This window comes from Kutzneria sp. CA-103260, assembly GCF_018263855.1.
In the GTDB taxonomy this organism is placed as follows: domain Bacteria; phylum Actinomycetota; class Actinomycetes; order Mycobacteriales; family Pseudonocardiaceae; genus Kutzneria.
The window spans coordinates 2,561,845-2,585,484 of the sequence record NZ_CP073318.1 but is presented as its reverse complement, the minus strand read 5'-3'; the positions used below and the strand labels follow the sequence as shown (position 1 = coordinate 2,585,484).

At 69.6% G+C, this 23,640-nt stretch carries 22 protein-coding genes and 2 pseudogenes; 10 read left to right on the top strand and 14 right to left on the bottom strand.

What is annotated here, in order from left to right; translation table 11 throughout:
- Positions 1-109 precede the first annotated feature (109 nt).
- The 8 genes from JJ691_RS11255 to JJ691_RS11220 all read right to left on the bottom strand — a co-directional run bounded on the left by JJ691_RS11255 (position 110) and on the right by JJ691_RS11220 (position 7,124).
- On the bottom strand, positions 110-1,306 hold the full coding sequence (locus tag JJ691_RS11255) for an ABC transporter permease (RefSeq protein ID WP_249227834.1): 1,197 nt from the start codon (positions 1,304-1,306) through the stop codon (positions 110-112).
- Positions 1,303-2,001: an ABC transporter ATP-binding protein gene (locus JJ691_RS11250; protein WP_211768722.1), complete on the bottom strand. Its 699-nt coding sequence runs from the start codon at positions 1,999-2,001 to the stop codon at positions 1,303-1,305. The genes JJ691_RS11255 and JJ691_RS11250 overlap by 4 nt, the downstream gene beginning before the upstream one ends.
- The gene (locus JJ691_RS11245) at positions 1,998-3,065 is read right to left on the bottom strand and encodes a peptidoglycan-binding protein (protein WP_249227833.1); all 1,068 of its coding nucleotides are present in this window, start codon (positions 3,063-3,065) and stop codon (positions 1,998-2,000) included. The genes JJ691_RS11250 and JJ691_RS11245 overlap by 4 nt, the downstream gene beginning before the upstream one ends.
- A 1-nt stretch (position 3,066) precedes the next feature.
- On the bottom strand, positions 3,067-3,654 hold the full coding sequence (locus JJ691_RS11240) for a hypothetical protein (RefSeq protein ID WP_211768721.1): 588 nt from the start codon (positions 3,652-3,654) through the stop codon (positions 3,067-3,069).
- Positions 3,655-3,697: 43 nt separating this feature from the next.
- Entirely contained in the window at positions 3,698-5,461 is a 1,764-nt protein-coding gene (locus JJ691_RS11235; RefSeq protein ID WP_211768720.1) for a sensor histidine kinase, read from the bottom strand.
- Positions 5,454-6,152 carry a response regulator transcription factor gene (locus JJ691_RS11230; protein WP_211768719.1) on the bottom strand — a complete coding sequence of 233 codons (699 nt, stop codon included), beginning with the start codon at positions 6,150-6,152 and terminating at the stop codon, positions 5,454-5,456. The genes JJ691_RS11235 and JJ691_RS11230 overlap by 8 nt, the downstream gene beginning before the upstream one ends.
- Before the next feature lie 273 nt (positions 6,153-6,425).
- Positions 6,426-6,572, bottom strand: coding sequence for a tautomerase family protein (locus tag JJ691_RS11225; RefSeq protein WP_211768718.1), 147 nt, complete (start codon positions 6,570-6,572; stop codon positions 6,426-6,428).
- Positions 6,573-6,629: 57 nt separating this feature from the next.
- Positions 6,630-7,124: a YybH family protein gene (locus JJ691_RS11220; protein WP_211768717.1), complete on the bottom strand. Its 495-nt coding sequence runs from the start codon at positions 7,122-7,124 to the stop codon at positions 6,630-6,632.
- A 100-nt stretch (positions 7,125-7,224) separates the two neighbouring features.
- Between JJ691_RS11220 and JJ691_RS11215 the strand changes: the two genes are divergently transcribed.
- Positions 7,225-8,121, top strand: coding sequence for a LysR family transcriptional regulator (locus JJ691_RS11215; protein WP_211768716.1), 897 nt, complete (start codon positions 7,225-7,227; stop codon positions 8,119-8,121).
- A gap of 9 nt (positions 8,122-8,130) precedes the next feature.
- Here JJ691_RS11215 and JJ691_RS11210 read toward each other — a convergent pair whose 3' ends face one another.
- Positions 8,131-8,994 (bottom strand): helix-turn-helix transcriptional regulator, encoded by an 864-nt coding sequence (locus JJ691_RS11210; RefSeq protein WP_249227832.1) that lies wholly within the window; start codon positions 8,992-8,994, stop codon positions 8,131-8,133.
- A 122-nt stretch (positions 8,995-9,116) separates the two neighbouring features.
- Here JJ691_RS11210 and JJ691_RS11205 point away from each other — a divergent pair, with 122 nt between their 5' ends.
- Genes JJ691_RS11205 through JJ691_RS11190 form a run of 4 tightly spaced genes read left to right on the top strand, consistent with a single transcriptional unit; the run spans position 9,117 to position 12,100 of the window.
- Positions 9,117-10,541 carry an MFS transporter gene (locus JJ691_RS11205; protein ID WP_211768715.1) on the top strand — a complete coding sequence of 475 codons (1,425 nt, stop codon included), beginning with the start codon at positions 9,117-9,119 and terminating at the stop codon, positions 10,539-10,541.
- 14 nt (positions 10,542-10,555) lie between these two features.
- Entirely contained in the window at positions 10,556-11,215 is a 660-nt protein-coding gene (locus JJ691_RS11200) for an alpha/beta fold hydrolase (protein ID WP_211768714.1), read from the top strand.
- A 1-nt stretch (position 11,216) separates the two neighbouring features.
- Positions 11,217-11,357, top strand: coding sequence for a hypothetical protein (locus tag JJ691_RS11195; RefSeq protein ID WP_211768713.1), 141 nt, complete (start codon positions 11,217-11,219; stop codon positions 11,355-11,357).
- Positions 11,354-12,100 (top strand): MDR family NADP-dependent oxidoreductase, encoded by a 747-nt coding sequence (locus JJ691_RS11190; protein ID WP_211768712.1) that lies wholly within the window; start codon positions 11,354-11,356, stop codon positions 12,098-12,100. The genes JJ691_RS11195 and JJ691_RS11190 overlap by 4 nt, the downstream gene beginning before the upstream one ends.
- On the opposite strand, the pseudogene JJ691_RS52195 reads toward JJ691_RS11190, so the two are convergent.
- Positions 12,009-12,431: pseudogene (locus JJ691_RS52195) on the bottom strand (transposase); the annotation flags it as partial. The gene JJ691_RS11190 and the pseudogene JJ691_RS52195 sit on opposite strands and share 92 nt — an antisense overlap.
- Positions 12,432-13,493: 1,062 nt before the next feature.
- On the opposite strand from JJ691_RS52195, the gene JJ691_RS11185 reads away from it, so the two are divergent.
- Together JJ691_RS11185 and JJ691_RS11180 are read left to right on the top strand one after the other, a co-directional pair.
- Positions 13,494-13,964, top strand: coding sequence for a hypothetical protein (locus JJ691_RS11185; RefSeq protein ID WP_211768711.1), 471 nt, complete (start codon positions 13,494-13,496; stop codon positions 13,962-13,964).
- A complete protein-coding gene (locus JJ691_RS11180) occupies positions 13,961-16,777 on the top strand; it encodes a M56 family metallopeptidase (protein WP_211768710.1) in 2,817 nt (938 codons plus the stop codon). The genes JJ691_RS11185 and JJ691_RS11180 overlap by 4 nt, the downstream gene beginning before the upstream one ends.
- Positions 16,778-16,812: 35 nt before the next feature.
- Here JJ691_RS11180 and JJ691_RS11175 read toward each other — a convergent pair whose 3' ends face one another.
- Positions 16,813-17,346 carry a hypothetical protein gene (locus JJ691_RS11175; protein WP_211768709.1) on the bottom strand — a complete coding sequence of 178 codons (534 nt, stop codon included), beginning with the start codon at positions 17,344-17,346 and terminating at the stop codon, positions 16,813-16,815.
- 66 nt (positions 17,347-17,412) lie between these two features.
- Here JJ691_RS11175 and JJ691_RS11170 point away from each other — a divergent pair, with 66 nt between their 5' ends.
- Together JJ691_RS11170 and JJ691_RS11165 are read left to right on the top strand one after the other, a co-directional pair.
- Complete coding sequence (locus tag JJ691_RS11170) at positions 17,413-19,875, top strand: WD40 repeat domain-containing protein (RefSeq protein ID WP_211768708.1); 2,463 nt, start codon at positions 17,413-17,415, stop codon at positions 19,873-19,875.
- Complete coding sequence (locus JJ691_RS11165) at positions 19,876-20,127, top strand: hypothetical protein (protein ID WP_211768707.1); 252 nt, start codon at positions 19,876-19,878, stop codon at positions 20,125-20,127. It begins immediately after the preceding gene.
- A gap of 246 nt (positions 20,128-20,373) precedes the next feature.
- Here the strand turns inward: JJ691_RS11165 and JJ691_RS11160 are convergent, their stop codons facing one another.
- The 3 genes and pseudogenes from JJ691_RS11160 to JJ691_RS11150 all read right to left on the bottom strand — a co-directional run bounded on the left by JJ691_RS11160 (position 20,374) and on the right by JJ691_RS11150 (position 22,443).
- Positions 20,374-20,703: a GntR family transcriptional regulator gene (locus JJ691_RS11160; RefSeq protein WP_211768706.1), complete on the bottom strand. Its 330-nt coding sequence runs from the start codon at positions 20,701-20,703 to the stop codon at positions 20,374-20,376.
- A 928-nt stretch (positions 20,704-21,631) separates the two neighbouring features.
- Positions 21,632-21,805 (bottom strand): annotated as a pseudogene (locus JJ691_RS11155) (IS3 family transposase); the annotation flags it as partial.
- Positions 21,806-21,843: 38 nt separating this feature from the next.
- Positions 21,844-22,443: a dihydrofolate reductase family protein gene (locus JJ691_RS11150; RefSeq protein ID WP_211768705.1), complete on the bottom strand. Its 600-nt coding sequence runs from the start codon at positions 22,441-22,443 to the stop codon at positions 21,844-21,846.
- Positions 22,444-22,598: 155 nt separating this feature from the next.
- On the opposite strand from JJ691_RS11150, the gene JJ691_RS11145 reads away from it, so the two are divergent.
- On the top strand, positions 22,599-23,603 hold the full coding sequence (locus JJ691_RS11145; RefSeq protein WP_211768704.1) for an RNA polymerase subunit sigma-70: 1,005 nt from the start codon (positions 22,599-22,601) through the stop codon (positions 23,601-23,603).
- Positions 23,604-23,640: the final 37 nt, after the last annotated feature.

The window sequence follows — 23,640 nt, the reverse complement described above, 5'->3', positions numbered from 1 at the left end:
TACACTTCCGGTCGATCACGGCGAGCTCGGTGAGGCCCTGGCGCATACTCATCGCGTGCCGCATCGCCAGCGGCGGCACCCTGCGGGTGCCGGAAACTGTGTCACATCGTCAGACGGTGGCGAGGGCCTCCGTGGGCGGGAGGCTGGACGCCCGCACGGCGGGGTGCACCCCGGCGAGCACGCCGACGAGCAGGGCGGCCCCGACACCACCGAGAACCGATCCGACCGGCACGACAGCGGGCCAGTCGCGGGACATGGCGTAACCGGTCGTGCCGAGGACGCCGACCACCGTGCCGGCGAGACCGCCGAACAGGCACAACAGCACGGACTCGGCGAGGAACTGGCCCCGGATCTGCCGCCGGGTCGCGCCGAGCGCCCGCCGCAGGCCGATCTCCCGACGGCGTTCGAGCACCGACACGATCATGGTGTTGGCCACGCCGACCGCGCCGACCAGCAGCGCCACCCCGGCCAACCCGAGGAACAGGCCGGAGAAGGCGGTTTCGGTGAGCCGCTTGGCGGCGAGCGCGTCGGAGGGGCGGGTCACGACGATCCGGCCCGGGTTCTGCGGGAACACCGTCCCGGCGAGCACGGCCTGCACGGCGTCGATCTGCGACTCCTGGGACCGCACGTACAACACGCTCGGATGGGAGTCGAAGCCCAGCCAGTGTCGAGCGGCGTCCCAGCCGACGAGCACGGAGCGCTCGATCTCCGGCGCGAGTGGAATCGGCGCCAGGACACCGATCACCGTGAACGCCTGGGATCCGATGACGATCTCCGGCGCGGGTTGCCCAGAGTCGAGCGCGGTGATGCCGAGCCTGGTCGCGGCGACGGAGCCGAGCACCACCGTGGGGAACGCCGCGGCGGCGGTGTCGAGATAGTGCCCGGCGGCGACATGGCCGCCGATCACCGGCAGCAGGCCGTCCCCCTGCACGGCCAGCGCGGTCAGGCCCGAGCCGTTCTCCGGCGGGATCGCGGGCGAGCGACGGACCTCGGCGTGCGTGTTCGCGACCGCGCTGACCTGCTGCACCGGTGGAATCCGGGCCACCATGGCGGTCGCCGACTCGGGCACGGGCGGCAACGTCTGAGTCTGCTGGTCGACCGTGGCCTCGACGCGCAGCAGATTCGTGCCGAGAGCGGAAAGCTGCTCGTCCAGCGCCTGCTGGCCAGACGCCGGGATCCCGACCACCACGACCATGGTCGCGATGCCGATCGAGATGCCCATGGCCGACAGCACTGCCCGCAGCCGGCGCGTACGGACGCCGAGCAGTCCGAGCCGGAGCAGGTCGACGGGGGCGAGGCGGCTCACCGCGGCGTCCCCTGCAGCGACGAGGAAGTCCGGTCCGAGGTGATCCGCCCGTCGAGGATCTCCACCTGTCTCGGCAGGGACGTGGCGATCTCCCGGTCGTGCGTGATCACGGCGATGGTGGTGCCGGCGTCGTTGAGGCCACGCAACAGGTCCAGCACGGCGCGGCCGGTGGCGGTGTCCAGAGCCCCGGTCGGCTCGTCGGCCAGCACCAGCGCCGGCTCGTTGACCAGCGCGCGGGCGATCGCGACCCGCTGCTTCTCCCCGCCGGACAACTGGTGCGGCTTGTGGTCGCGGCGATGGGCCAGCCCGACGCGGTCCAGGGCGGCCGCGGCCAGCGGGCGTCGGGTCCGGCGTGGCACGCCGGCGTAGAGCAGGCCGGTCTCGACGTTCTCCGTCGCCGACAGGCCCTCGATGAGCTGGAACTGCTGGAACACGAAGCCGATCTCCTTGGCCCGCAACGTCGACAGCGCCCGGTCGCCCAGCACCGTGACGTCCTGCTCGCGGACGGCCACGGTGCCGCTGGTCGGCCGGTCGAGCGTGCCCATCAGGTTGAGCAGGGTGGACTTGCCCGATCCGGACGGGCCGACGATCGCCAGCAGCTCACCGGCCTCGACGAGCAGGCTGACGTCGTCCAGCGCCCGCACGCCGCCGGGATATTCCTTGCTGGCGCGGTGAATCCGCAGCACCGGACTCACGACACGGTCACCACTTCCAGCCCGGCGGCGAGGTCCGGCCCGGACACCTCCACCAGCCCGTCGGCGAACATGCCGGTCTGCACCCCAACGAGCTTGCTGCCCGTGCCGCTGACCACTTGGACCGCGTAGCCGCCGCCCTGGACGACGACCAGCGCACCGACCGGCACGGCGAGAACTCCCTTGTGCGAACCGGTGATCACCGAGACGGCGACGGATCCGGAGTCCACATCGGACACCACGGCCTGGTCGCCGATGGCGATCGTCACCGTCGGTCCGTTCGACCGGCCGCCCACGCCACCGGTGGATCCGGCCTGGTCCTGCCCACCGGACGAGGTCACCGCGGAGATGGTTCCCGGCGCCTGTTTGCTGTTGGGCAGGGACAATGTGACGGTCTGGCCGACTGTCAGCAACGCGACGTCGACCTGGGCGGGGTCGGCGGTCGCGGTGACCAGCTTCGTGGTCGAGGTCAGGCCCATCAGGTCGGCGGTGGCCTGCGCGCCGGGCTGGGCCTTGAGGGAATCCACCCGCGCCGCGGCCGGCAGCATGGCGACGTCGCCGACCGCCAGGGCGCCGGTCTCGTCGAGCCCGTTGCGGCGCTGCCACTGCCTGAGGGCGTCGGCCGTGCCAGCGGTGAAGGTCGAACCCGTTGGCGCCGAACGGAAACCCAACGCTCGCAGGTTCGTGTTGATCTCGGCGACATCCGGGCCGGACTTGGCGGTGGCGTCGACCGTGCGATAGAGCGGGGTGTCGCCGAGGAACAGCGCCACCGGTTTGGCATCGACCGCGTACAGCCGCTGTCCCCGATCCACCACGGCGCCCACGGCCGGCAGCCAGGTGACGGTGCCGCTCTTGCGACCGGTGAAGGTCGTGGCCGTGCCGTGGCCAAGGCTGCCGTTGAGCGTGACCGATGTGGACAGATCGGTGCGCTTGACCGTGGCCTTCTGCGGCGGCGCAACCTGTCCCGCTGACGGCGGCGCGGGCCGGAAGGACAGCATGTAGACCGCTGCGCCGGCGATGGCCGCCGTGACGACGGCGCCGAGCACGGCGAGGAGCCACTTCCGCACGTCAGTGACCGATTCCCTGTCCGGCGACCTGCTTCTCGCAGTCCGGGGTGTACTGCAACCCCTTGGAGATCGAGTCGGAGTCGTTGTTGGCCCCGCCGAAGGAGAAGACGTACCGGCCGCCCTGCGGCGGCTCCTCGTCGACGTACCGGACTCCCTTGGCCCGCAGGCACTGCACGACCGCGTGCACGAAGTCGGCGCCGTGCGGGTTGCTCGCGTCCAGTTCCCACGGGGGCAGCGGATCCTTCGACTTGCACGCCGCCCTCGCCCGAGACTCGATGTCCGGCGGGATGACGGTGGGGCTCGCTCCGCTGCCGCCGGTGGGCTTGCCCTTGGGGAGGCCGTTGGCGGACAGGCACTGGTTGAACTGGTCGTACAGGGCGTTGAGCTCGTCGTTGGTCATGTCGAGGCGCTCACGCGGCTGTCCGGGATCGGCGCTCGTGGTGGCGGCGCCGGAGGTGGCCGCCGAGGAACCGGTCGCCGGCAGCATCGGCACCTGGGCCTGCGGCTGGTCCGACCCGCCGCACGCGGTCAGGACCAGCCCGGACGCGACCAGGAGGCCGACAGCGATCACGCGGGGGTTGGGGATCATGGGCACGAGCCTGTCCGGACATTGTGAAGAACTTGTGCGAACGCTATGACAGTTCCTTCGAAACCGGCAGCCGGACGGTGAAGGTGCTGCCCACCCCGGGTGTGCTGGTCACGCCGACGGCGCCGCCGTGCGCCTCGACCAGGTGACGGACGATCGCCAGCCCCAACCCGCTGCCGCCGGTGCGGCGGCTGCGGGACTTCTCGGCCCGCCAGAAGCGGTCGAACACGTGCGGCAGGTCTTCGGCGGCGATGCCGGACCCCGTGTCCGTGACGTCCACGAGCACCCAGGAGTCGTTCCGCCGGGCGGACACCGTGATCCGGCCGTCCGGCGGGGTGTGCCGTTCCGCGTTGGCCACCAGATTGCCGACCACCTGACGCAGCCGCACCGGATCCGCCACCAGCGGCAACTCGTCCGGCGCCTCGACGGTCACGCGCCCGTCGCCCGCGGCCGCGACGTGCCGCAGCAGCCCGGCCAGGTTCACCTCGACGGGATCCAGGCGCAGCTGCCCGGCGTCGGCGAGCGCGAGGTCCCCGAGATCGTCGACGAGGTGCTCCAGCAGCACGGTTTCGGCCAGCAGCGACGACACCAGGTCGTGGTCCAGGTCGGCCAGGCCGTCGTGCGCGGCGACCAGCCAGCCCCGGATCGTGCCCAGCGGCGTGCGCAACTCGTGGGAGATGTCGCTGACCAGTTCCTTGCGCTGCCGGTCGGTCCGGGCGACGTGCTCGGCCATCTCGTTGAACGCCGCGGTCAGCTCGGCGATCTCCCACCGGGCGGTCGTCGCCGCCCGGGCCTCGCCGTCGCCCGCCCGCATGCGGCGGGTCGCCTCGGTGAGCGCGTGGACCGGCCGGATCACGCGGCTGGCCAACAACATCGCCACGCCGACGGTGAGCAGGAGGACGATCGCGGCCACACCGGCGATCCGCAGCGCACCGGCGGCCGGCAGGCTCACGCTCGCCTGCGCGTTGTCGCCGAGCGGCGTGACGCTCAGGACCGCGGCCGGGGCGACGTAGGGCCGAAGCTGCTGGCGGCGCGCGTCGAGCAGGCAGGTGCGCTGCCGCGGGTCGTCCTCGGGGACGGTGGTGACCTCCCCGGTGCCGGTCAGCTGGAGCTGCACGACATCGGTGCATTCCTTCATCGACAACGACAGTTGGGTCAGCGCGGCCTGCTCGGTGCGGGTGGGCGTGATCTTGGGCGAGTCCTCGAAGCCGACGAGCCCGTTGCTGTCGGCTAGCACCACATGGCAGTCCTTCGGCGCGCGGTCCTCGGGGATGCGCAGGTAGGGGCGCCCGCTGGGCACCTCGGCGATCTGGGCCGTGAGGTGGTGGGCCTGCAGGCAGGTGACCGCCTTCTCGACCAGCACCTCCAGGTCGGCGTGCTCGGCGGTGCTCAGCTGGAACGGGCCGACGACCGAAGGGGCGATGCCGTTGGGAAAACGGCTGCCGGCCAACGTGTTGTCGACGGCCAGCGGGTCGAGGGCGACCGACGGCTCGGCGGTCTGCTGGCCGCCGGCCGGCGCCGGCGAGCTCTCGATCGGCCGGCCGCCGACCGGCGTGACCACGACCCGGGTGCCGGACTGCTGGGCCAGGTCGGTGAGCACCGGGCCGACCGAGGACCAGTCGGTGTGGGTCGCCGCGTAGTCGACCATCCCCGAGTAGGCCAGGGAGTAGCTCTCCCGGACCGAGCTCTCCTGCTGGGCGATCGAGGTCGTCGTGCCCTGCACGGCCAGCCACGAGGTCGCCGCGACCGCACCCGCCGCGACCAGCACCGTGCCGGCCAGCAGCCGGGTGCGCAGCCCCGGCCTAGGCATCCGGGCCGCCGTCGGTCATCTTGTAGCCCACGCCGTAGACCGTCCGCAGACGCGTCGGCTGGCGGGGATCCTGCTCGATCTTGCGCCGCAGGTTCTTCACGTGGGCGTCCGCGGTCCGTTCGGTGACGAAGCTGGCCGGCCCGTGCGCCTGGTCCAGCAACTGCCGGCGACTGAACACCTGGCCCGGGCTGGCCATCAGCGTCTCCAGGATCCGGAACTCGGCCGGCGTGCACTCGATTCGGCGGTCGTGCACTCGGACCTCGTGCCGGACCTGGTCCAGCGAGAGGGCGCCTACCCGCAACGGAGCCACCGTCACCCCACCCTCGGGCCGCGCACGCCGCAGCAGGGAACGCACCCGGGCCATCAACTCCCTCGGGTCGTACGGCTTGGTCAGGTAGTCGTCCGCGCCCAGGTCGAACCCGGCCAGTTTGTCCTCGGCCGTCGACCGGGCCGTCACCACCAGCACCGGCAGGTCGAAGTCGCGACGCAGCGTCCGGAGCACGTCCAGGCCGTCCAGCCCCGGCATCATCACGTCAAGGATCAGCAGGTCCGGGCGGTTGTGCCGGACCTGGTCCACGGCCGCGCGACCGTCCGACACCAGGACGACCGAATGGCCTTCGTGCCGCAGGTACCGCCGTACGAGCTCCGCCTGCTTCTCATCGTCCTCGGCGACCAGCACGAACGCACACATCAGCCACTGCTCCCCTACCGGTGTGACACAGCCGTCGACATCCGAGTATCACCCGGCCGGAGATTTGCTCGGCGTGCAGGCGGCACCGCGACCGCGGCTACCGCTTCCGTCGTCGGACAACTGGGTCCAGCGCTCCTGTTGGGCCGAGGTGATCCACTGCCAGCCGTCCACGTGCTGGCGAGAGCCGCCGAGCGCGACCCGACCACGTGACCCGACAGGCCGAAGCCGGCGCGGGAGGATACCCTGGCGCCGTTCCCGTCCGGCACACGCGGTTCAGGCGAGTTCGCCGGTCAGGAACTGGGCCCGGCCGCGTTCGGGCACCGCGAACGCCTCGACGACAGCCGCGTGCACGGCGTCGAGCAGGACACGGACCTGCTCCGGCGAACGGCCTTCGATCAGATCCACATACAGCAGAGGCATCAGAGACCTGTCCAATCAGGAAGGAGCGTTGTCCACATCGGACTTTGCGGGGTACCGTCAGCCGCGCACGGCCTTCTGGTACTGGGCGAGCTGCTCCGCCTGGTCAATGCTGCCGTGGTGGTGCACCTGCAGCCAGCGCCCGGCCTCTCGCTGGTAGCCGAAGACGCGCGTGGTCCGGATGGTCAGCGGAACAACGGCACCGTCGTGGTCGTGGTACTGCCCCACCTCCCGGCCGGCGAACACGACGGCCTCCGGCCACCAGTAGGTGGCGGCGTCGCCGAAGGTGACCGTCAGGCAGAGATCGCCGGCGAAGATGCGCCGGTAGAGGTCGGTGACCGCGGCCCCGGAGCGGAGGATCCCGCCGACGGGATTGTTGAGCTGGGCCAACTCGTCCTGCGACCACACCGCGGTCAATGCCTCGAGGTCGCGGCGGTTGAGGGCGTAGTAGAAGCTCTCCAGCGCGGCGATCGCACCGTCGCGGCCCGGCTGCGCCGATTCGTCCAACCGCCGGCGCGCTGCCGGCCCGAACTGGTAATCGACAAGTTCGATCATCTGGGACTGCCTCCCCGGGCCTGGTCCGTACGGCAGGGCAACGGTCTCGCCCGCCGCCCGCCACGCTAGGCGGCGCGGACTCGGCTGGGAAATGCCGTACGTGCCGCGTCCATGCCTGGGCGGCATGATGGACGACGTGAACGGCAAGTTCGAACTTCGCCACCTGCGCGGCTTCGAGGCCGTGGCGCGGCTGAAATCCTTCACCCAGGCCGCGAACGACCTCACCATCACCCAGCCCGCACTGAGCCGCACGATCCGGCAGCTGGAGGATGCGGTGGGCACGGCGCTGTTCGAACGTGACAGCCGACACGTCGAACTGACCGCCGCCGGGAAGACGCTGCTCGAATATGTCGAACGAGCCCTCGCCGAACTGGAGCGGGGACTGGACGCGCTTCAGCAGAGGGCCTGTGTCCGGATGGGATTCGGCTGGCTGCTGCCGGATCCGTGGGCGCAGCGGACATTGGCCCGGTTCGAGCAGGCAACCGGCACCACCGTCGACCTCGTGCGCACGGATGATCCTCTTTCGGCGGTGCAGCAGGGCAAGGTCGACGTCGCCGTGATACGCGGCCCGGTGCGTTCGTCCACTCTGCGCGTCGTGCACCTGTTCGACGAGCCCAGGGTGGCGGCGTGTTCCGTCCGGTCGGCCCTCGCCCAGCGTGCGGATCTGACCTGGCAGGAGGTTCCACGCTGGCCGCTGGTGGTCAACATCGTCAGCGGCACGACCGGGCCGTGGTCCTGGCCACGGGGCGAGGGACCGGCGACGGTCGTGGAGACCACCAACTTCGACGAGTGGATCGAATGCGTCGCCGCCAACCGCGGCATCGGTGTCGCCCCGGAGGTGGCCATGCGACGCAACCCGCACCCCGCGGTCCGGTTCATCCCGTTGCGCGGCGCGCCGCCGAGCCCTGTGGCGCTGGTCTTCCTGCCCCACGTCCGCGAGGCCGTGCTGCGGCGGTTCGTCGAGATCGCTCTCAGCGTCGGCGACGCGGGCGAGTGATGACGGACATCAGTCCACGACGGACAGTTCAACCTCGGCGGCCAGTCGCTCGATGACGGAACGGGTGTGCGCGTCCTCCGGCGCGTTCACCTGGAGTCGCAGATCCGGCGTGGCGGCCACGGCCAGCTCCTGTGCGGAGAAGGTGAGCCGGCCGAACTCCGGCAGGTCGAACACGCGCCGGCGCACGGCCGGTTCGGCCACGTCGTGTCGTTCCCACAGCCGCGCGAACTCCTCGTTGATGTCGCGCAACCGGCGGATGTCCTCCTCCCATTCCTGATCGCCGACGTGGCGGGCGTAGTCGGCGCGCATCCGGGCGACCATGTGCGCGATCTCGCTGTCGTAGTTGACGTACCAGCAACGGGCCATCGGCTCCGTCACGCAGCACCACAGCACATTGCGGTGCACGCACGAGCCGGTTCCGGTGTGCCAGTCCCGGAAGAGCCGGCGGTAGGCGTCGTTGGCCTCGAGGACGTCGAACCGGCCGTTCACCAGCGTGGCCGGCAACGGCAACGAGCGCAGCAGCGCCTCCGTCGCCGGCGCGGGCTGTGCGGCACGTTCGAAGTCGCGTCGCGGCGTCGCCTCGGCCAGTTCGTAGAGGTGTCGCCGCTCGGCGCGGTCCAACCGGAGGGTGTTGGCCACGGCGTCCAGCACCTGGGTGCTGGCGTTGATCTGCCGGCCCTGCTCCAGCCACGTGTACCAGGTGACACCGACCCCGGCGAGCAGCGCGACCTCCTCCCTGCGCAGGCCCGCCGTGCGCCGCCGCGCCCCCGGCGGCAGGCCGACGTCCTCCGGGCGAAGTCGAGCGCGGCGGGCCTTGAGGAACGCGCCGAGCTCACCGCGCCGTCGCCCCTCGACCGTCTCGGAAGTGGTCACAGCCCCATCATCCCCCAACAGGGCAGCGGATTGCGCTCCCACTTTCGCCCAGAGGGGTGGTGGCAGTACCAGCATCAGCAGGCTCTCACCGCTCACCGGCCGCCGCGCCGATCTTGGTGGACATGGAAAGCAACGCGGCCGTCGCCGCTCAGGCACCCGCGGCGGCGGGCAGCAGTGACCGACAGCGCTGGCTGATGCTGACGGTGCTGCTGGCGGGGCAGTTCATGGCTCTGCTCGGGGTCACCATCGTCAACGTCGCGACTCCGTCGATCCAGCGGGACCTGCACGCCTCCGGCTCAATGCTGCAGCTTGTGGTCGCCGGCTACACGCTGAGCTATGCGATGTTCCTGATCACCGGGGCCCGGCTGGGCGAGCTGTACGGTCGTCGCCGGATCTTCCTCGTCGGACTGGTCGGCTTCACGGTTGCCTCCCTGCTGTGCGGCCTGGCCCCGACCGCGGGCGTGCTGGTGGCGGCACGGCTGGTGCAGGGAGCCGGAGCGGCGCTGGTGATGCCGCAGATCATGAGCACCATTCAGACCGAGTTCACCGGTGCGGCGCGGGCCAAGGCGCTGTCCGCGTACGCCGCGGTCATCGCGGTCGGCGGTGTGCTGGGCATGGTGGCCGGCGGGCTGCTGGTCACCGCGAACCTGTTGGACAGCGGGTGGCGACCGGTCTTCCTGGTCAACGTGCCGATTGGCCTCGTGGTCGCGGCGCTGGTACCGCGACTGGTGCCGGCGGACGTGCCCGCCGGCGGCCGCCGGCTGGACCTGATCGGGTTGGTCATCTCCGTGCCGGCGGTATGCCTGCTCGTGCTGCCGCTGGTGCTCGGCCAGGAACAGCAGTGGCCGGCATGGACCTTGGTCAGCCTGGCGGCGGGCGCGGCGCTGGCGGTGTCGTTCGGCCTCGTCGAACGGCGAATCGAACAACCGCTGATGAACCTGGCCGTCCTGCGGGTTCCGGGGGTCACCTCCGGGCTGATCACGTTGGCCACGAACATGGTCGCCTACGGCGGCTTCCTGTTCGCCCTGCCGCTGTACCTACAGGGCCAACTCGGCGACAGCGCGCTGCGCACCGGTCTCATCTTCGCCCCGGCCGGGATCCTGTCCGGACTGTGCGGCTACCACTGGCGCCGCCTACCCGCCCGCAGCCATCACCTGCTGGTCCCGATCGGATTCACGGTGGGTTCCCTGGGCTACCTGGTCACCGCCCTCGTGTGCCTCGGCCGGCCCTCGGGCCTGGCCGTGGCCGCCAGCATGGTGGTCTTCGCGGTCGGCTTCGGCCTCGCGTTCAGTCCGCTGATGGCCCACACCCTGGTCAACGTGCCGGCTGAGGCGGCCGCGGACGCCAGCGGGCTGCTGACCACCACGCTCCAGCTCGGCCAGGTGATCGGCGTCGCGATCTTCGGCGACCTGTACCTCTCGCTCGCCGCCGACGCCCTCACCACCACCCTCTCGTGGGCGGCCGGGCTGACCCTCATCGGCGCCCTGGTGTCCATCGCCCTGGCCAGAACCGCCTGGCGTGCCACCCGCCGGCAGCAGCCGCAATGACGAGGAGAATTCGCATGGAACCCTTTCATCGGCTGATCGGGATGAACCGGCACGACATCACCGTGCACGGCAACCGGATCACCGCCTACGAGGCGGGCGACGGGCCCGAGACCATCCTGCTGGTCCACGGCATTCCCGACTCGTCCGCGGTCTACCGCCACCAGGTTCCCGGCCTGCTGGCGGCCGGTTACCGGGTGGTCGTGCCGGACCTGCTCGGCCACGGCGACTCGGACATCCCGGTCGGAACGGAGCACTACACGATCACCAGGGACGAGGAGTCGCTGTGGGCGGTCGCTGATGCCTTGGACGCCAGCACGTTCCACCTCGTCGGCCACGACCGCGGCGCGTTGTCGACCTGGTCCATGGCCGCGAGCCGACCCGACAGAGTGACGTCGTACGTGGCGATGTCCGTCGGGCATCCGGCCAACGCGAATCCGGCGAACGCGCGGGGGCCGGTCCCGCGGGTGTCCGTGTCGACTCTCGGAATCTGGCCGACGGCCGACCCGTACTGCGGTCTGGAGCAGATCGCTCGCTCCGTGGAGTGGATGGACGGGCCGTGGCGTTTCGCGCGGTTGGAGGGCGCCGGCCATTTTCTTCAGCTGGACCGGCCGGACGCCGTCACGCAGCTCATTCTCGACCACATCGCTGTCCACGCTACGGAAAGGACGCCCTGAGATGCCACGCGGCTGGTACTTCGTGAAACGGCCGGACGGGCCGGTGACCGAGGACTGCTTCGAACTCCGCGAGTTCGAGTCCGCTCCGCTGGTCGACGGTTCGGTGCGGGTCGCCAACCGCTGTTGTCGGTGGATCCCTTGACCCGCTGGCGGATGGCGGCCGACACCCCGTTACCGCCGCTGCGACTGGGCGACGTCGTCGGAGCGTTAGCACTGGGCCAGGTCGTCGAGTCGCGGGCGGACGGCGTGCACGTCGGCGACGTCGTCACCCCTCTCGGCGGGTGGTGCGAGGAGACAGTTCTGCCGGCCGGGGCGGTGCGGCGGGTGCCGGACATGCCGGTGGCGGAGTCCGCGTTCCTCAACGTCCTCGGCTATCCCGGCATCACAGCGTACTTCGGACTGTTCGACGTGGCGCGGGCGCGGCGCGGGGACGTGGTGTTCGTCTCCGGTGGCGGCGGCGCCGTCGGCACGGCCGTCATCCAGATGGCCAAGGCCGAGGGCATGACCGTGATCGCGTCGGCGGGCGGCCCCGAGAAGTGCGCGCCGGTGAGCAAGCTCGGCGCGGATATGGCGATCGATTACAAGGGTCCGCAGCCCATCGGGGACGCTCTTCGCGAGGCCGCTTCCGACGGGATCGACGTCTACTTCGCCAACGTGGGCGGAGACCATCTCGACGCAGCGCTGGCCGTCGCCCACCCGCGAGCGCGATTCGCCATGTGCGGCATGGTGAGCGGCTACAACTCCGGGTCGCGAGCTCCGATCCCGCACCTGGACCGGGTCATCTCCGCCGAGATCACCCTGCGGGGCTTCGAGGTCTTCTCGTTCCTCGACCGGCTGGCCGAGTTCCACTCCGCCGCTGGCGAGTGCGTTCTGCGTATGCGGTGACAGTCAGGAACGCGGCGGCAAGCATGGATAGCGTGGTGTGCCGGTACCAGGCGTCGTAGCGGCGGACCTGGTGGTGGTCCAAGCCGGTCTCGTTCTTGGCGAACTGGAAGGTTTCCTCGACGCCCCAACGACTTCCGGCGACCCCGGACGAGTTCGGCAGACGAGACCGGGCGGCGAGTGTGGCAGATGTAGTAAGCTAACTCCTTCGGTTTGCTGATCGAACGGCGCACCATAAGCAGGCGCTCGTCCGCACCGGGTCCAGCAGTAGCCAGTCATCCAGCCGGTGTCCCTTGCTGCCCAGGCCGGCCGACGGGCGCTGCCAGCCCTTTGCGTGGCGCGGCGCGGGCCAACTCATCCGTCCGCCCGGAGCTTTTCGGGGTGGTGAAGCGGTGTTTGTGTCCGCGGTGTGTGGTTCTGGCTCAGATTCTGCGTGGCAGCGCATCGCCGAACTGAGCGAGCGGGACGGCCGGGACCAGCGTCGGCGCATCTTGGCCATGGCGGTGTGAGTCTGACGCAAGCGCGACATCCCAAACGCCGACGCGCGTGGTTCTCGCGAGGTCGGCGAGGCGGGCTGCGGGCGAGTTCGCCCACTGCTCCATGAAGTTCTGGCTTTCGGCGACCGCGTGGGCGCCCGCCCGGACGGCGGGCGAGTTGGCCAGCTCCGTGGCGAGCCGGATCGCGGGTGTCTGTGATGTCCTGGACAAGCTTCTGCTGCCGTGCCGCGGCGTTCATCGCGGCCGGCATGCTCGGCGAGTTCACCGCCTTCAGCGCAAACCGGTAGGTCTGAGCCTGGGCTTGCATCATGTCCTGGACCGGGCGCATGGCCTCGGCAGTTCGCTGTGCCCACTCCATCGCTGGCAGCGCCGGCTCGGCGCGGTGAGCGATCACATCGTCGAGGGCTTCCGGCTCCTGGGAGTCCGAGTCGTCCGGAGGCTTGTCACCAGTCGCGTTGTCGGTGTTCATGCTGGTGAGGCTAGCCGTGCCCCCTGACAAAGCCGTCCGGCGAGCCCAGTGCCAACCTGCTCAGCCGACCTGGCCAGGCCCTTCAGACCGGGCGGTGATCCCGATGACCTTGCTAGCGGCTTCCAGTTCTCGGCGCAGCTGGCGTTCTCCACGGTCAGGCGCATGATGTTCGCCGCCGCCAGTTCCAAATGCTCACGCAGGTTTTCCTTCTCGCGGCTGCCACAACGCCGTTTCAGCTGCGACAAACTAGACTTACAGCCCATCTTCACTGTCGATCGTTCGGAGTATTCCTCCGCGAGATGCTGTCCGTCAGGTGGAGGAACTAGTACGGTGACGGATCTGTCGCGGAACGTGATGACCTTCGGGGGCGGTCATGAACTCTGGACGAGCTCAGAACACGGATGCACCTGCCCAGATCAGGGTGCGCGACGTGGTGCGTGCGGTGGTGGCCGACGTCGCAGAAGAGGAACTGGCCGTCGTGGACGGGCTTTGCGCGTTCGACGACGATACCGTCGTACGACGATTGAGCGGGCGAGGCCGGCGTCGGGAGCGGCTCGGTTTCGGCTGGGACGAGATCGTCACCGTGGCCACCCCGGTGGTGTGGCTGGCGGTGAACCAGGCCGCCCGCCAGATCGGCACCGCCGCCGGCAAAGGCGCGGCGACTGGGACGAAGGCCGTGCTACGCAAGGTCTTCCGTCGAGGCAAGGCAGCGAGGACACTGCCACCGCTGACCCCGCAGCAACTCGCCGACATCCGCGAGCAGGTGTTCCAGACGGCCCTCAAACGCGGCCTGCAGAAGAAGCGCGCGGAAGAACTCTCGGACGCCGTGTACACCCAGTTGTCCTTGAGTGCGCTGGCGAACCCCGCACCATCCACATCGGACGACAGCACTCAGTCGTGACCGCCGCCCCCTACCGGTTACGGGTCGACGAGCGGGTAATCGGTGCGGGCGCGAACGTCCGCTTCGCGCTGCTGCTCATTCTGCTGCTAGTGAGCAGCGCGTCGATGATTCTGGCGGTCATCACCGGGCTGTCCGGGGCGAACGACCAGAACGGTCACGGCTGCCAGCTCGCGGCCGGCGCGGACCCACTGCACAGCACTGAAATCGCCGTGCAGGCCCACACTGCCGCACAGAACGCCGCCTTCGAGGCATGCATCGCGCGGTACGAGGTACCGCCGCCATTGTTGGTCACCATGGGCTGGCCGATCCTGGTGTTGGTCGTGGCCGTCGCGCTGTTCTGCGGTCTGCCCGTGTGGAAACGGCGGCCCGGTCGAGTCGTGCCGCTGTCGGCGGTCGACCGCGACGACAGTATCGCCAGCGAGCTGGCCGAGCTGGCCACGGAAGTGGCCGACCTGGCTCGGACACCACGGTTTGTGATCGACCCGGCGGCGATGTCGGCCAACGCGGTGGTGTTCGGCAGCACCCGCCGCCCGACGATCTGTCTGCACGGCGGCCTGATCGTCCGCAGGGCCGCGGATCCGACCGGCTTTCGGGCGGTGGTGCTGCACGAGCTCGCCCATGTCGGCAATCGCGACGTCACCGTCACCTACCTCACGGTGGCCTTGTGGCGGGTGTTTCTCACCCTGGTGCTGCTGCCCTACCTGGTGTGGACCGCCGTGGCGTTCGTAACTGAGCCTCAATCGGTCGACTGGTCGATCGACGCCCCGAGCCTGGTCCGCAACGTCTTGTTCACGGTGCTGATGGTGACGCTGGTCTACCTCGCACGGTCGGACGTGCTGCGTAGCCGCGAAATCTACGCCGATCTGGCCGCCGCATGCTGGGGCGCCCACCAGCACGGCTGGGCGCCCCCTGCACCGCCTCCGGACCGCGGGGCGCTGTGGCGCACGCTCGGCTCGTTCGTCGAGTTGTGGCGCACCCATCCCCGATGGGATCTACGCCTGGCATCGCTCACGGATCCGGCAGTGCTGTTCGGTGTCCCGGCGTTGCCGCTGTTCCTGACCGGCGCGGCCGCCACGCTGATCCAGACCCAGGCCCGCAACTACGCGGGCCAGTACCTGCACGACGTCACCTGGTCGAGCGAGGTGATCGCGGCCGGGGTGGCGGTGCTGGTCACCGCGGCGGCTGGCACCACACTGTGGCGGGCCGTCACCCACAGCGTGCTCACGGGGCGACCGGCGCCCTCTGGCATGCGGGCGGGGCTGTGGCTCGGCGCCGGCATGGCCACTGCCGAACTGGTTGTTGACGACCTCTCGGCCTACCACTGGCTGCCCGCGCACCCCGAGGTGCTGGTGGTGGTGATCTGCGCCGGCGCGGTGTTCGCGTGCTGGACGACGCAGTGCGCGCAGCTCTGGCTGCGAGCCTGGCCCGGCCGGATGATCCGCCCGGCCGTCCTGATCGGCCTGGCCACCGGGTCTCTCGTCCTGTCGGCGTGGTTCGAGTGGTGGGCGGCCAACGGCTCGGTGTACGCGTACGGGGTGCCCGACCTGGTGACGGCCACCGCGGCCAGGTTGGTCGACGACCACACCTCCGCGTTCGTGGCGGTCCTGCCGGTGTTGGCGCATGGCGTGCTGGTGATGCCGGCGGTCGCAACCCTATGGATCGTGCCGCTGCTGATCTGGGCGGGTGGCCGGGGCGGTGCGATACCGCGCTGGGTTCGGGTGGCTCAGCAGCGAACGGGCGACGTCATGACGCCGGTGAGCGGACTGCCGTCGCTGCGTCGCACGATATTGGCCGCGGTGCCGGGCGGGGTTTTCGGTTGGATCGTGCTCGTGGGCGCCATGGCCTATCTGCACACTGTCCAGCCACCCGGCCCGCTGGGCGCCACCGAGCCCGCGGTCCCGGTCTACATGGTCTGGGTGCTGGTGGCGTGGGTCGCCGGAATGGCCGTGGCCGCCGTCATCGCCAGCGCGGCGTCCAGGGCATACGGGTTACTGGCCGCGCTGATCGCGTCGCAGACGGCCGGGCTGGTCGGCGTTGCCGGGATGTTCCCGGCGGCCGCCGTTGACGGGTGTGTGCCGGGGTTGGCCACGCTGCAGAGCTCGTGCGACTGGCGTCCCGGCACGACCTGGCCGATGTTCGCCTATCTAGTGGCGCCGGCCTGTGTTGTCGGCACGGTCGCCGCGGTCGCCGCGGCAGTGGTGGTGTCCGCAGTTCAACGGCTGCGCGGTGCGGGGCGCTCGCCCGTACCGTCCCTGGCAACGCTGCGCGGCCAGGTTGTTCGTGGTGCTGGCGCGGTCGCGTTGGGTGCGATGTTCGTCGGCCTCGTGATCGCGGGTGCGATGTCGCTGCCGAGCAACGCCAGTTCGGCGTCTGCCGCGCCCTCGTCGTCGACCGTCGCGGGCGACGCGCCGCCATCCACGCAGACCAGGGCATTCCAGGCGGGCGCCTGGGCTGGCCATGGGGGAAGCGACCTGCTGGCACGCTTCACCACCGCGGCGAACGACTACCTCACGCTGCTGGACAATGGGCACGGCGAGGTCGACGACTCACGTGTCCACCCGTTCTGCGTCGAGTTCGACCGGCTCGCGACGGACGCCGACGCGTACTTCCACGTCCCCGACCCGCAGGCGCAGTCGCTCTGGCGCACGTTCATCGCACAGACCCGAACGATCGGCCAGGACTGCGACAAGGCCGTGGCCGAGTCGAATGGTGACCTGCTCGTCAAGAGCGCGAGCGAGGCCGTTCAGGCGGCAATCACCGAAAACGCCGTGGAAATCCGCGTCATCGCGGTGATGAAGGGAGGCGGTGGGTGATGGAACAGGAACCGTCCTTGCTGGCCCGGCAGGGTTCACGCGTGCTGTTGGTCGGAATCGGCGATCCGCTCGTCGAGACGCTGCTGACGAGCCTGGCGTCGGCCTTGATCGCACAGGCCGGCGTGCCGACCGAGAACATCCGAATACTGCCGAACCCGGCTGGCGCCACGGAGGTCATCACCGCCGTGACCAACCTCGCCGCCGAGTCCCGCGAGGCGCTGTCGATCTACTACGTCGGGCCGGGCCGGCTCGGGCCGGACGGCGACCTCCACCTCGCGACAAGCGACGACGACGCGGTGCCCTGCGCGCGGCTGATGACCACGGCACGTGATCACCGTGCTGGCACCGTCGTCCTCGTCGTGGACTGTTCCCTCGACCAGCACACACACCTGTCTGCCGCGACGCTCGGCTTCAACGTTGTTCCCGAACCGGTGCCGGACAACGAATTCCTCCTGGTTTCCCTTACCACCGACGAGGGCGGCGCTTTCACCGATGCCCTGGTCAGGTTGCTGCGCAACGGCGATCGGGCCGAGTCGCCCGACCTGACGCTGGCCGACATCCACCAGCACCTGTCCCGAGTGCTCCCACCGACCAGCACCCTCCGCCACTACGGCGATCCAGCCAACAAGCTGGTCGTGGCCCGCAATCCCGCCTACCCCGCCCCGCGGCCGCGCCGCCGACGTCGCCGGCTGGTAGCGCTCGCCCTGGTCTGCGTGCTGGCCGTGGTGGTCGGGGGCGGATTCTTGTTGTGGCCGGATTCCCCCACCCAACCGGATTCCTCTGGCGCGTTCTCCGCCAACCTGGCCGCCGACGCGAACACCCTGCGGGCCACGGACCCGGGACTGGCCGCGCAACTGGCCGTCGCCGCGTACCGAGATGGCCCGACCGAGCCTGCGGCAGACCAGTTGTACGCCTCATTGAACACGCCGCTGGAGGGCCTCGTCGGCAATACCGGCAGTGCCGTGTTGCGGGTCGCCGCCGCCACGGACGCCCCGCTGGCCGTGGCCAGCGACCAGGACCAGACGCTTCGGGTCTGGAACACCGCCGATCCGGCGGCACCGGTGCTCGACGCCACCATCAAGGCGGGCGGCACCGGAGTCGCCCTCACAGCGCGCGGCACCCTACTGGCCAGCTCGTGTGGCACGTCGGGCGGCACCTGCCTGTGGGACCTGACCGACCCGCACCGGCCCACGACACTGGCGACGCTGCCCAAGCGCCCCGACGATCCCACCGGCAAACCACAGATCACGTCGATGGCCATCAGTCCGGACAGCAGCCTGCTGGCCGCCGCAGCGGAACAGGGCTTCACCCTATTGTGGTCGATCGCCGACCCCCGGCATCCCAGGTTCCTGACCACCCTGTCGAATCCGACCAGCGATGGCAGCGCCATCGCGGCAGTTGCGTTCGCATCGCACGGCAACCTGCTCGCCCAGACCGTCCTGCGTGGCAAGACAAGTCTGTGGGACGTCACCAACCCCTCGGCCCCGGCCCAGGTCGCCACGATGGACGGCGGGTACGCGGCGGTGGCGGTCAGCCCGGACGGCAGCTTGCTTGCGGCTGTCGGGGACTTCGATGTCGTGCTCTGGAATATCCAGCAGCCGGCCAAGCCGGCGCCGATCACAGTCGACCCGATCGCTGCCACCGGCACCTCCATCGATCTGAGCACGGTGACGTTCAGCAAGGACGGCAGCCAGCTCGCCTTCGCCGGCTCTGACACCAACAACGTCACCGGCGAGTTGTGCACACTCGACCTGTACCCTGCGAACCTGAACACGGATGTCACGTTCCCGACCTGTACGGCAACCGGGTTCAGCACGTTCACCATGGCCGCCACCGCGAACGGCGTCCTGTTCGCCGGTGGTTTCGATGGGGCAGTGCGGCTGTGGCGATCAGCTTTACGCAAAATCCCCGGCGCGGTCGCCGACGACTACTCCTGGGCGACGAGCCCGAACGGGCGCCTGCTGGCCGCGCCGATGACGGCCCCGAACGTACAACCACCGTCTTCCGTCGGTGTCTGGGACATCGGCGGATCCACCGGTCCGTCGCTGGACGCCACGTTGTCCACCTCGGCACATGTCACCACATTCCTGACATCGACGACGCTGCTCGTCGCCGCGGCCACCGGCACTGTCCAGCTCTGGGACCTTACCGATCCACACCACCCGGTCCAGGGCACCGCTCTGGGCACCGCATCCGTCCCGAGCTCGGCGACCGGATGGCCGCTGGCCGCTGCCGTCGGCGCTGACCGGGCCGGCGACCTGGTCACCGTCCTGGACCAGGCCGGGCTGCTCCACCTCTGGCGCGTCACCGGCGCCGCCCACGCCTCCGACGTCGGTTCCATCCAGCCAACCGCCGTCATCAACGGTCCCACGGGCGTCCTGCCCGACGGGCACACCGCGTGGTTGCTGACGTCCGCCGGGATGGACTGGTGGGATATCAGGAATCCGGCGCATCCGACACACCTCGGCACCTCACCGTTCGGCGCGGCATATGGGGTCATGGCAGGGGCCGGTCGGCTGGTAGCCAGCACCGTGCCGGAGATCAACGGTGGGAAGGCGGATCTCGATCTGTTCGACCTCTCCGGTGGTCGCCCCTCCGGCGCGACCACGGTGTCCAGTTCGGTCGACGGGATCAGCGCCATAGGCCAGGACGGTACGCTGCTCGCGGCCGGCGGTATCGGCGACAACTCCGTGATGCTATGGGACATCCGCGATCCGCGACAGCCTCATCAGCTCGCCACCGTATCGACCCTGGCCGGCACGCGGGAGATCGGTTTCGACCATGCCAACACCCGCCTGGTCGACTGGAACGAGAAGGGGCTGGAGATGTGGAACATTCACGATCCCGCCGCCCCGGTCCATGTCGCCTCGATGTCGCTGCGGCAGGAAGGGGTCGACAATCCCGGCACGATCTACACGGCCGGGTTCACCGAGCAGGACGGGCAACTCGTCGCCGTCACCGACTCGGCAATCATGCTGTTCGACGTCGACCCGGCCAAGCTTGCGGATCGGCTGTGCTCGTACACAGGCACCGCTATCACTCCCGCGCAATGGCAGAAGTACGCGCCCGGGGTTCCCTACCGGAAACCGTGCGGCTAGTTGCGGGTCCAGTTCGGCCAGCGCTGTGATGTGCCCGCGTTGGAGCTGTTCCACGGTGATCACCGCGTAGGAGCGCTGGAGAAGGTGGGCGTGCGCCGCGAGCATCACGCCATGCGTGAGGCATCGCTGAACACGTTCTTCGAGGTCGAGATCGCGAACGGCAGGCCGTACTCAGCCAGCCAGAACACGGCCGGCACCAGCCCGTCCCGACCACCGATCAGCAACCGCCGCCGTTCGCCGATGTCGAGCTAGGCGACCTTGATCCGGCGCACCCCCCGGTTGGCGCTTGCACCACCACCGGTCGCTGCGGGTCCTCGACGACCAACGGCCGGCGACGCGCACTGGTGGCCGGTGCGTGCGACCGGGGTCCACAATTGCATAGGTGATCGCATGGGAAACGAACGGTGACCGCACCGCCTCTGGTCCCGCGTGGGCGGGACCAGAGGCGGTGCTAGTGGAGTCGACACAGCGCGAGCTGTTTTTCAGGGCTGGGCTGACCTACTTAAGGTGGCGTAGGGCTCGTGCCAGCGCCGACTGCGCAGCCGTGAGCGCCACCTTGATCTCCTCTAACTCCTTTCGCAGGGCATGCTCGTTGCCGACCGGCTGAGGCAACCCGGTCACAAACGTGCCGCGCCCCTGTTCCGGCGCAATGAGTCCTTCGTCCTGCAAGATCGCCTCAGCTTGGCGGATCGTGTTCAGCCCCGGCACGTCGTACTCCTCCTGGAGCGCGGAGATGCCCGGCAGCGCGGAACCGACGGGGAACTCGCCGTCGGCCAGCCGTCTACGGAGATCGTTGGCGATCTCCTGATAGCGCGGAGTTGCTGACATGAACACAAGCCTATGCCCTCCAGACCTCATAGGCAATAGAGGGGAAGGTTCCTGGTTCCTCATCGACCGTCGGAACGAACGTGCGCCTGCCGCGAGTCCGGGTTCAGAGGAGTCGGTTTCTCACACGGCCTTCTGGCCGCACGGGCGCGACACCCGGTGCGGCGAGTGCTACTCAGCTGATGCTGCCGCGTCTTGGCCGCCCATCGAGAGGTCCCTCACCTTGGTCCTTACCTTCGACCATCGACCTCCTGCCTCGCCGACATGGGCCGCCCGACCTGATATCGGCCGTGGTGGGACCGGAGCTCGCGGGATCCCTCGACGAGTTCGGCCGACTGCAGCGAGCTCATCGGGTGTCGCACGGGCTCGGGCCCGCATCGTCGGCTGACCACGCCTCGTTCGGGTACTGCCGGACCCGGCGGTGATCAGCGCCCGGGTCACGGTCTGGCCGTGCCGGTACACGCCCACCAGAGCGGGCACACCAGCCAAGAACTGGGGGATCTGCGTGCCGGCCTCGGTGGCCGCCCGGGCCAGCCGGGGATCAGCCGCCGCGGCGGCGTCCCATTCGGTCTGGTCCGCCGCAGTGAAATCGTCCGGGATCGAGATGGGGTCGACGGGGGCAGAAGCCTGTCCTGGTCGAAAATGCTGACACCGGCTGTGAACTGGGGCTTTAGACGGCTGGTTGATAGTCGTTGAGCAGTCCCGCATGGCGTCGTGTGCGCTTGATTCGGTCCGGCGGGGTGGATGGTCGAGACCCGCTCCGCCGCCACCGCCGTCAACAAGCACAAGGTGCTCAAGCAGTTCTTCAACTGGCTGCGAGACGACGAGGGCGACATCGACCGCCACCCCATGGAACGGGTCAAGCTCCCCAAGGCACCCAAGAAGTTGGTTGGGGTGTGTCAAGAATTGTGGACAGTTCCTACGGGGTTGATCACGCGGCCAGCGCCGCTGATCCATAGCGACGCAGCGCCGCTGCGGGAGCTCGGTAACCCAGGCTGCTGTGCAACCGCTTACGGTTGTAGAACACCTCGACGTACTCCGCCACCGCGTGCCGAGCCGCAGCGCGAGTGCTGAACCGCTCCCGGTGGTACATCTCGTTCTTCAACGACGCGAGGCTGCCGCGATCCCCCACCGGTTCGCGGTTCATTCGGTCGAGTGCTTGGTGTCGGGGCTGTGTTGGTAGGTCAGGTAGGTGAGGTTGTCGCCGACAGTCCGATGGTGGACGAGGCGCAGAGGCTTCGGGTTGCTGGTCTGATCGAAGAGACGGTCGCCCGCGCCGATCACGAGCGGGAAGATCGTCAGCCGCAGCTCGTCGACGAGGTCGTGCTCGATCAGCGTGTGCACGAGCTGGGAGCTGGCGTAGACGCGGATCTCGCCGTTGACCTTCTGCTTCAGCGCCGACGCCTCGCTCACCACGTCGCCGTTCAGGACCGTCGAGTTGTTCCAGGCGTCGGCGTGGTCCAGGGTGGCGGAGACGACGTATTTGGGCAGGCTGTTCATCTTGTCCGCCAACTCGCCGGTGCGGGACGGGTACCGTCGGGCGAAGAACTCGTAGCTGCGTCGCCCCAGCAGCAGGGCCTGCGCGCCCAGCGCGTCATCGAGGATGAGCTTGTCCCATTCCTGGCGGTCGGTTGGGGCGAGCGCGGTGCGCCAGTCGCCGCTGCGGCTGAAGCCCTCGTCGCCGGTCGGGTCCTGAGTGACTCCGTCGAGCGAGACGTTCTCGAAGACGACGATCGTTCCCATGTTCGGTGCTCCTGAGGTTCGTGTGGTCGGACTGCCACTGAGGTAGACACCGAGACATCGGCGAAACTTGGCGCGCGCCGGCCGCCCAGTTCGCCGGTCGGCCGGTGTCCATACGTCGAGGGAGATGCCACGCGGCGCGCGAGAAGGAGACAGGGATGGTGACCGGCGACCTGATGTCGAAGGCGCGGGCGGGCAACGGCGACGCGTTTCACGCGCTGATCCAGCCCTACCGTGCGGAATTGCAGGTGCACTGCTATCGGGTGCTCGGATCATTGCAGGACGCGGAGGACGCGCTCCAGGACACACTGCTGGCCGCCTGGCAGGGCCTGACCGGGTTCGAGCAGCGCGCCTCGCTACGCACCTGGCTGTACCGGATCGCCACCAACCAGTGCCTCAACGCGCGCCGCGCGGCAAACCGGCGCCGGGCCAAGGAGTGGGATGTGCCGCATGTGCAACCGCCCGAGCCGACCCGGCTCGGCGAGGTCGTCTGGCTTGAGCCTTATCCCGACGCACTGCTCGAACAGGCGATCCACGTGCCGCTCGGCCCGGAAGCCCGTTACGAGCAAACTGAATCCGTCTCCCTGGCGTTCATCACCGCGTTGCAGGTGCTGCCGCCGCGCCAGCTCGCCGTCCTCGTCCTGCGTGACGTCCTCGGATTCCACGCGGCCGAGGTCGCCGACATGCTGGACTCGACCGTCGACTCCGTCACCAGCGCCCTCAAACGAGCCCGCGCCGCCCTGCAACGCCGCCAGCCGACAGCCGCGGACCCAGCGCCGGCCCCCGGCTCGGCCGCCGAGGGCGCGATCACGGCAAAGTTCGTCCGCGCGTGGGAGTCCGCCGACCTCGACACGCTGGTGGCCCTGCTGACTGACGACGTCTTCATCTCGATGCCGCCAGTGCCCTTCGAGTACGAGGGCCGAGACCTCGCCGCCCGCTTCTGCGCCGGCATCTTCGGCGCCGGTCGCAGGTTCGACCTCGTGCCGACCCGAGCCAACGGCCAGCCGGCGTTCGGAGCGTATCTGCGTGGCACCAACGGCATCAGCCACGGCACCGGCCTCTACGTCCTCGCCCTCGCCGGCGACCGCATCAGCGCCATGACCCGATTCGACAACGCCGTGCTGCCCTGGTTCGGGCTGCCACGCTCACTCCCGAGCCGATAGATCACCCGACGCCGCTGAGGCGCACACCCTGGCCGTG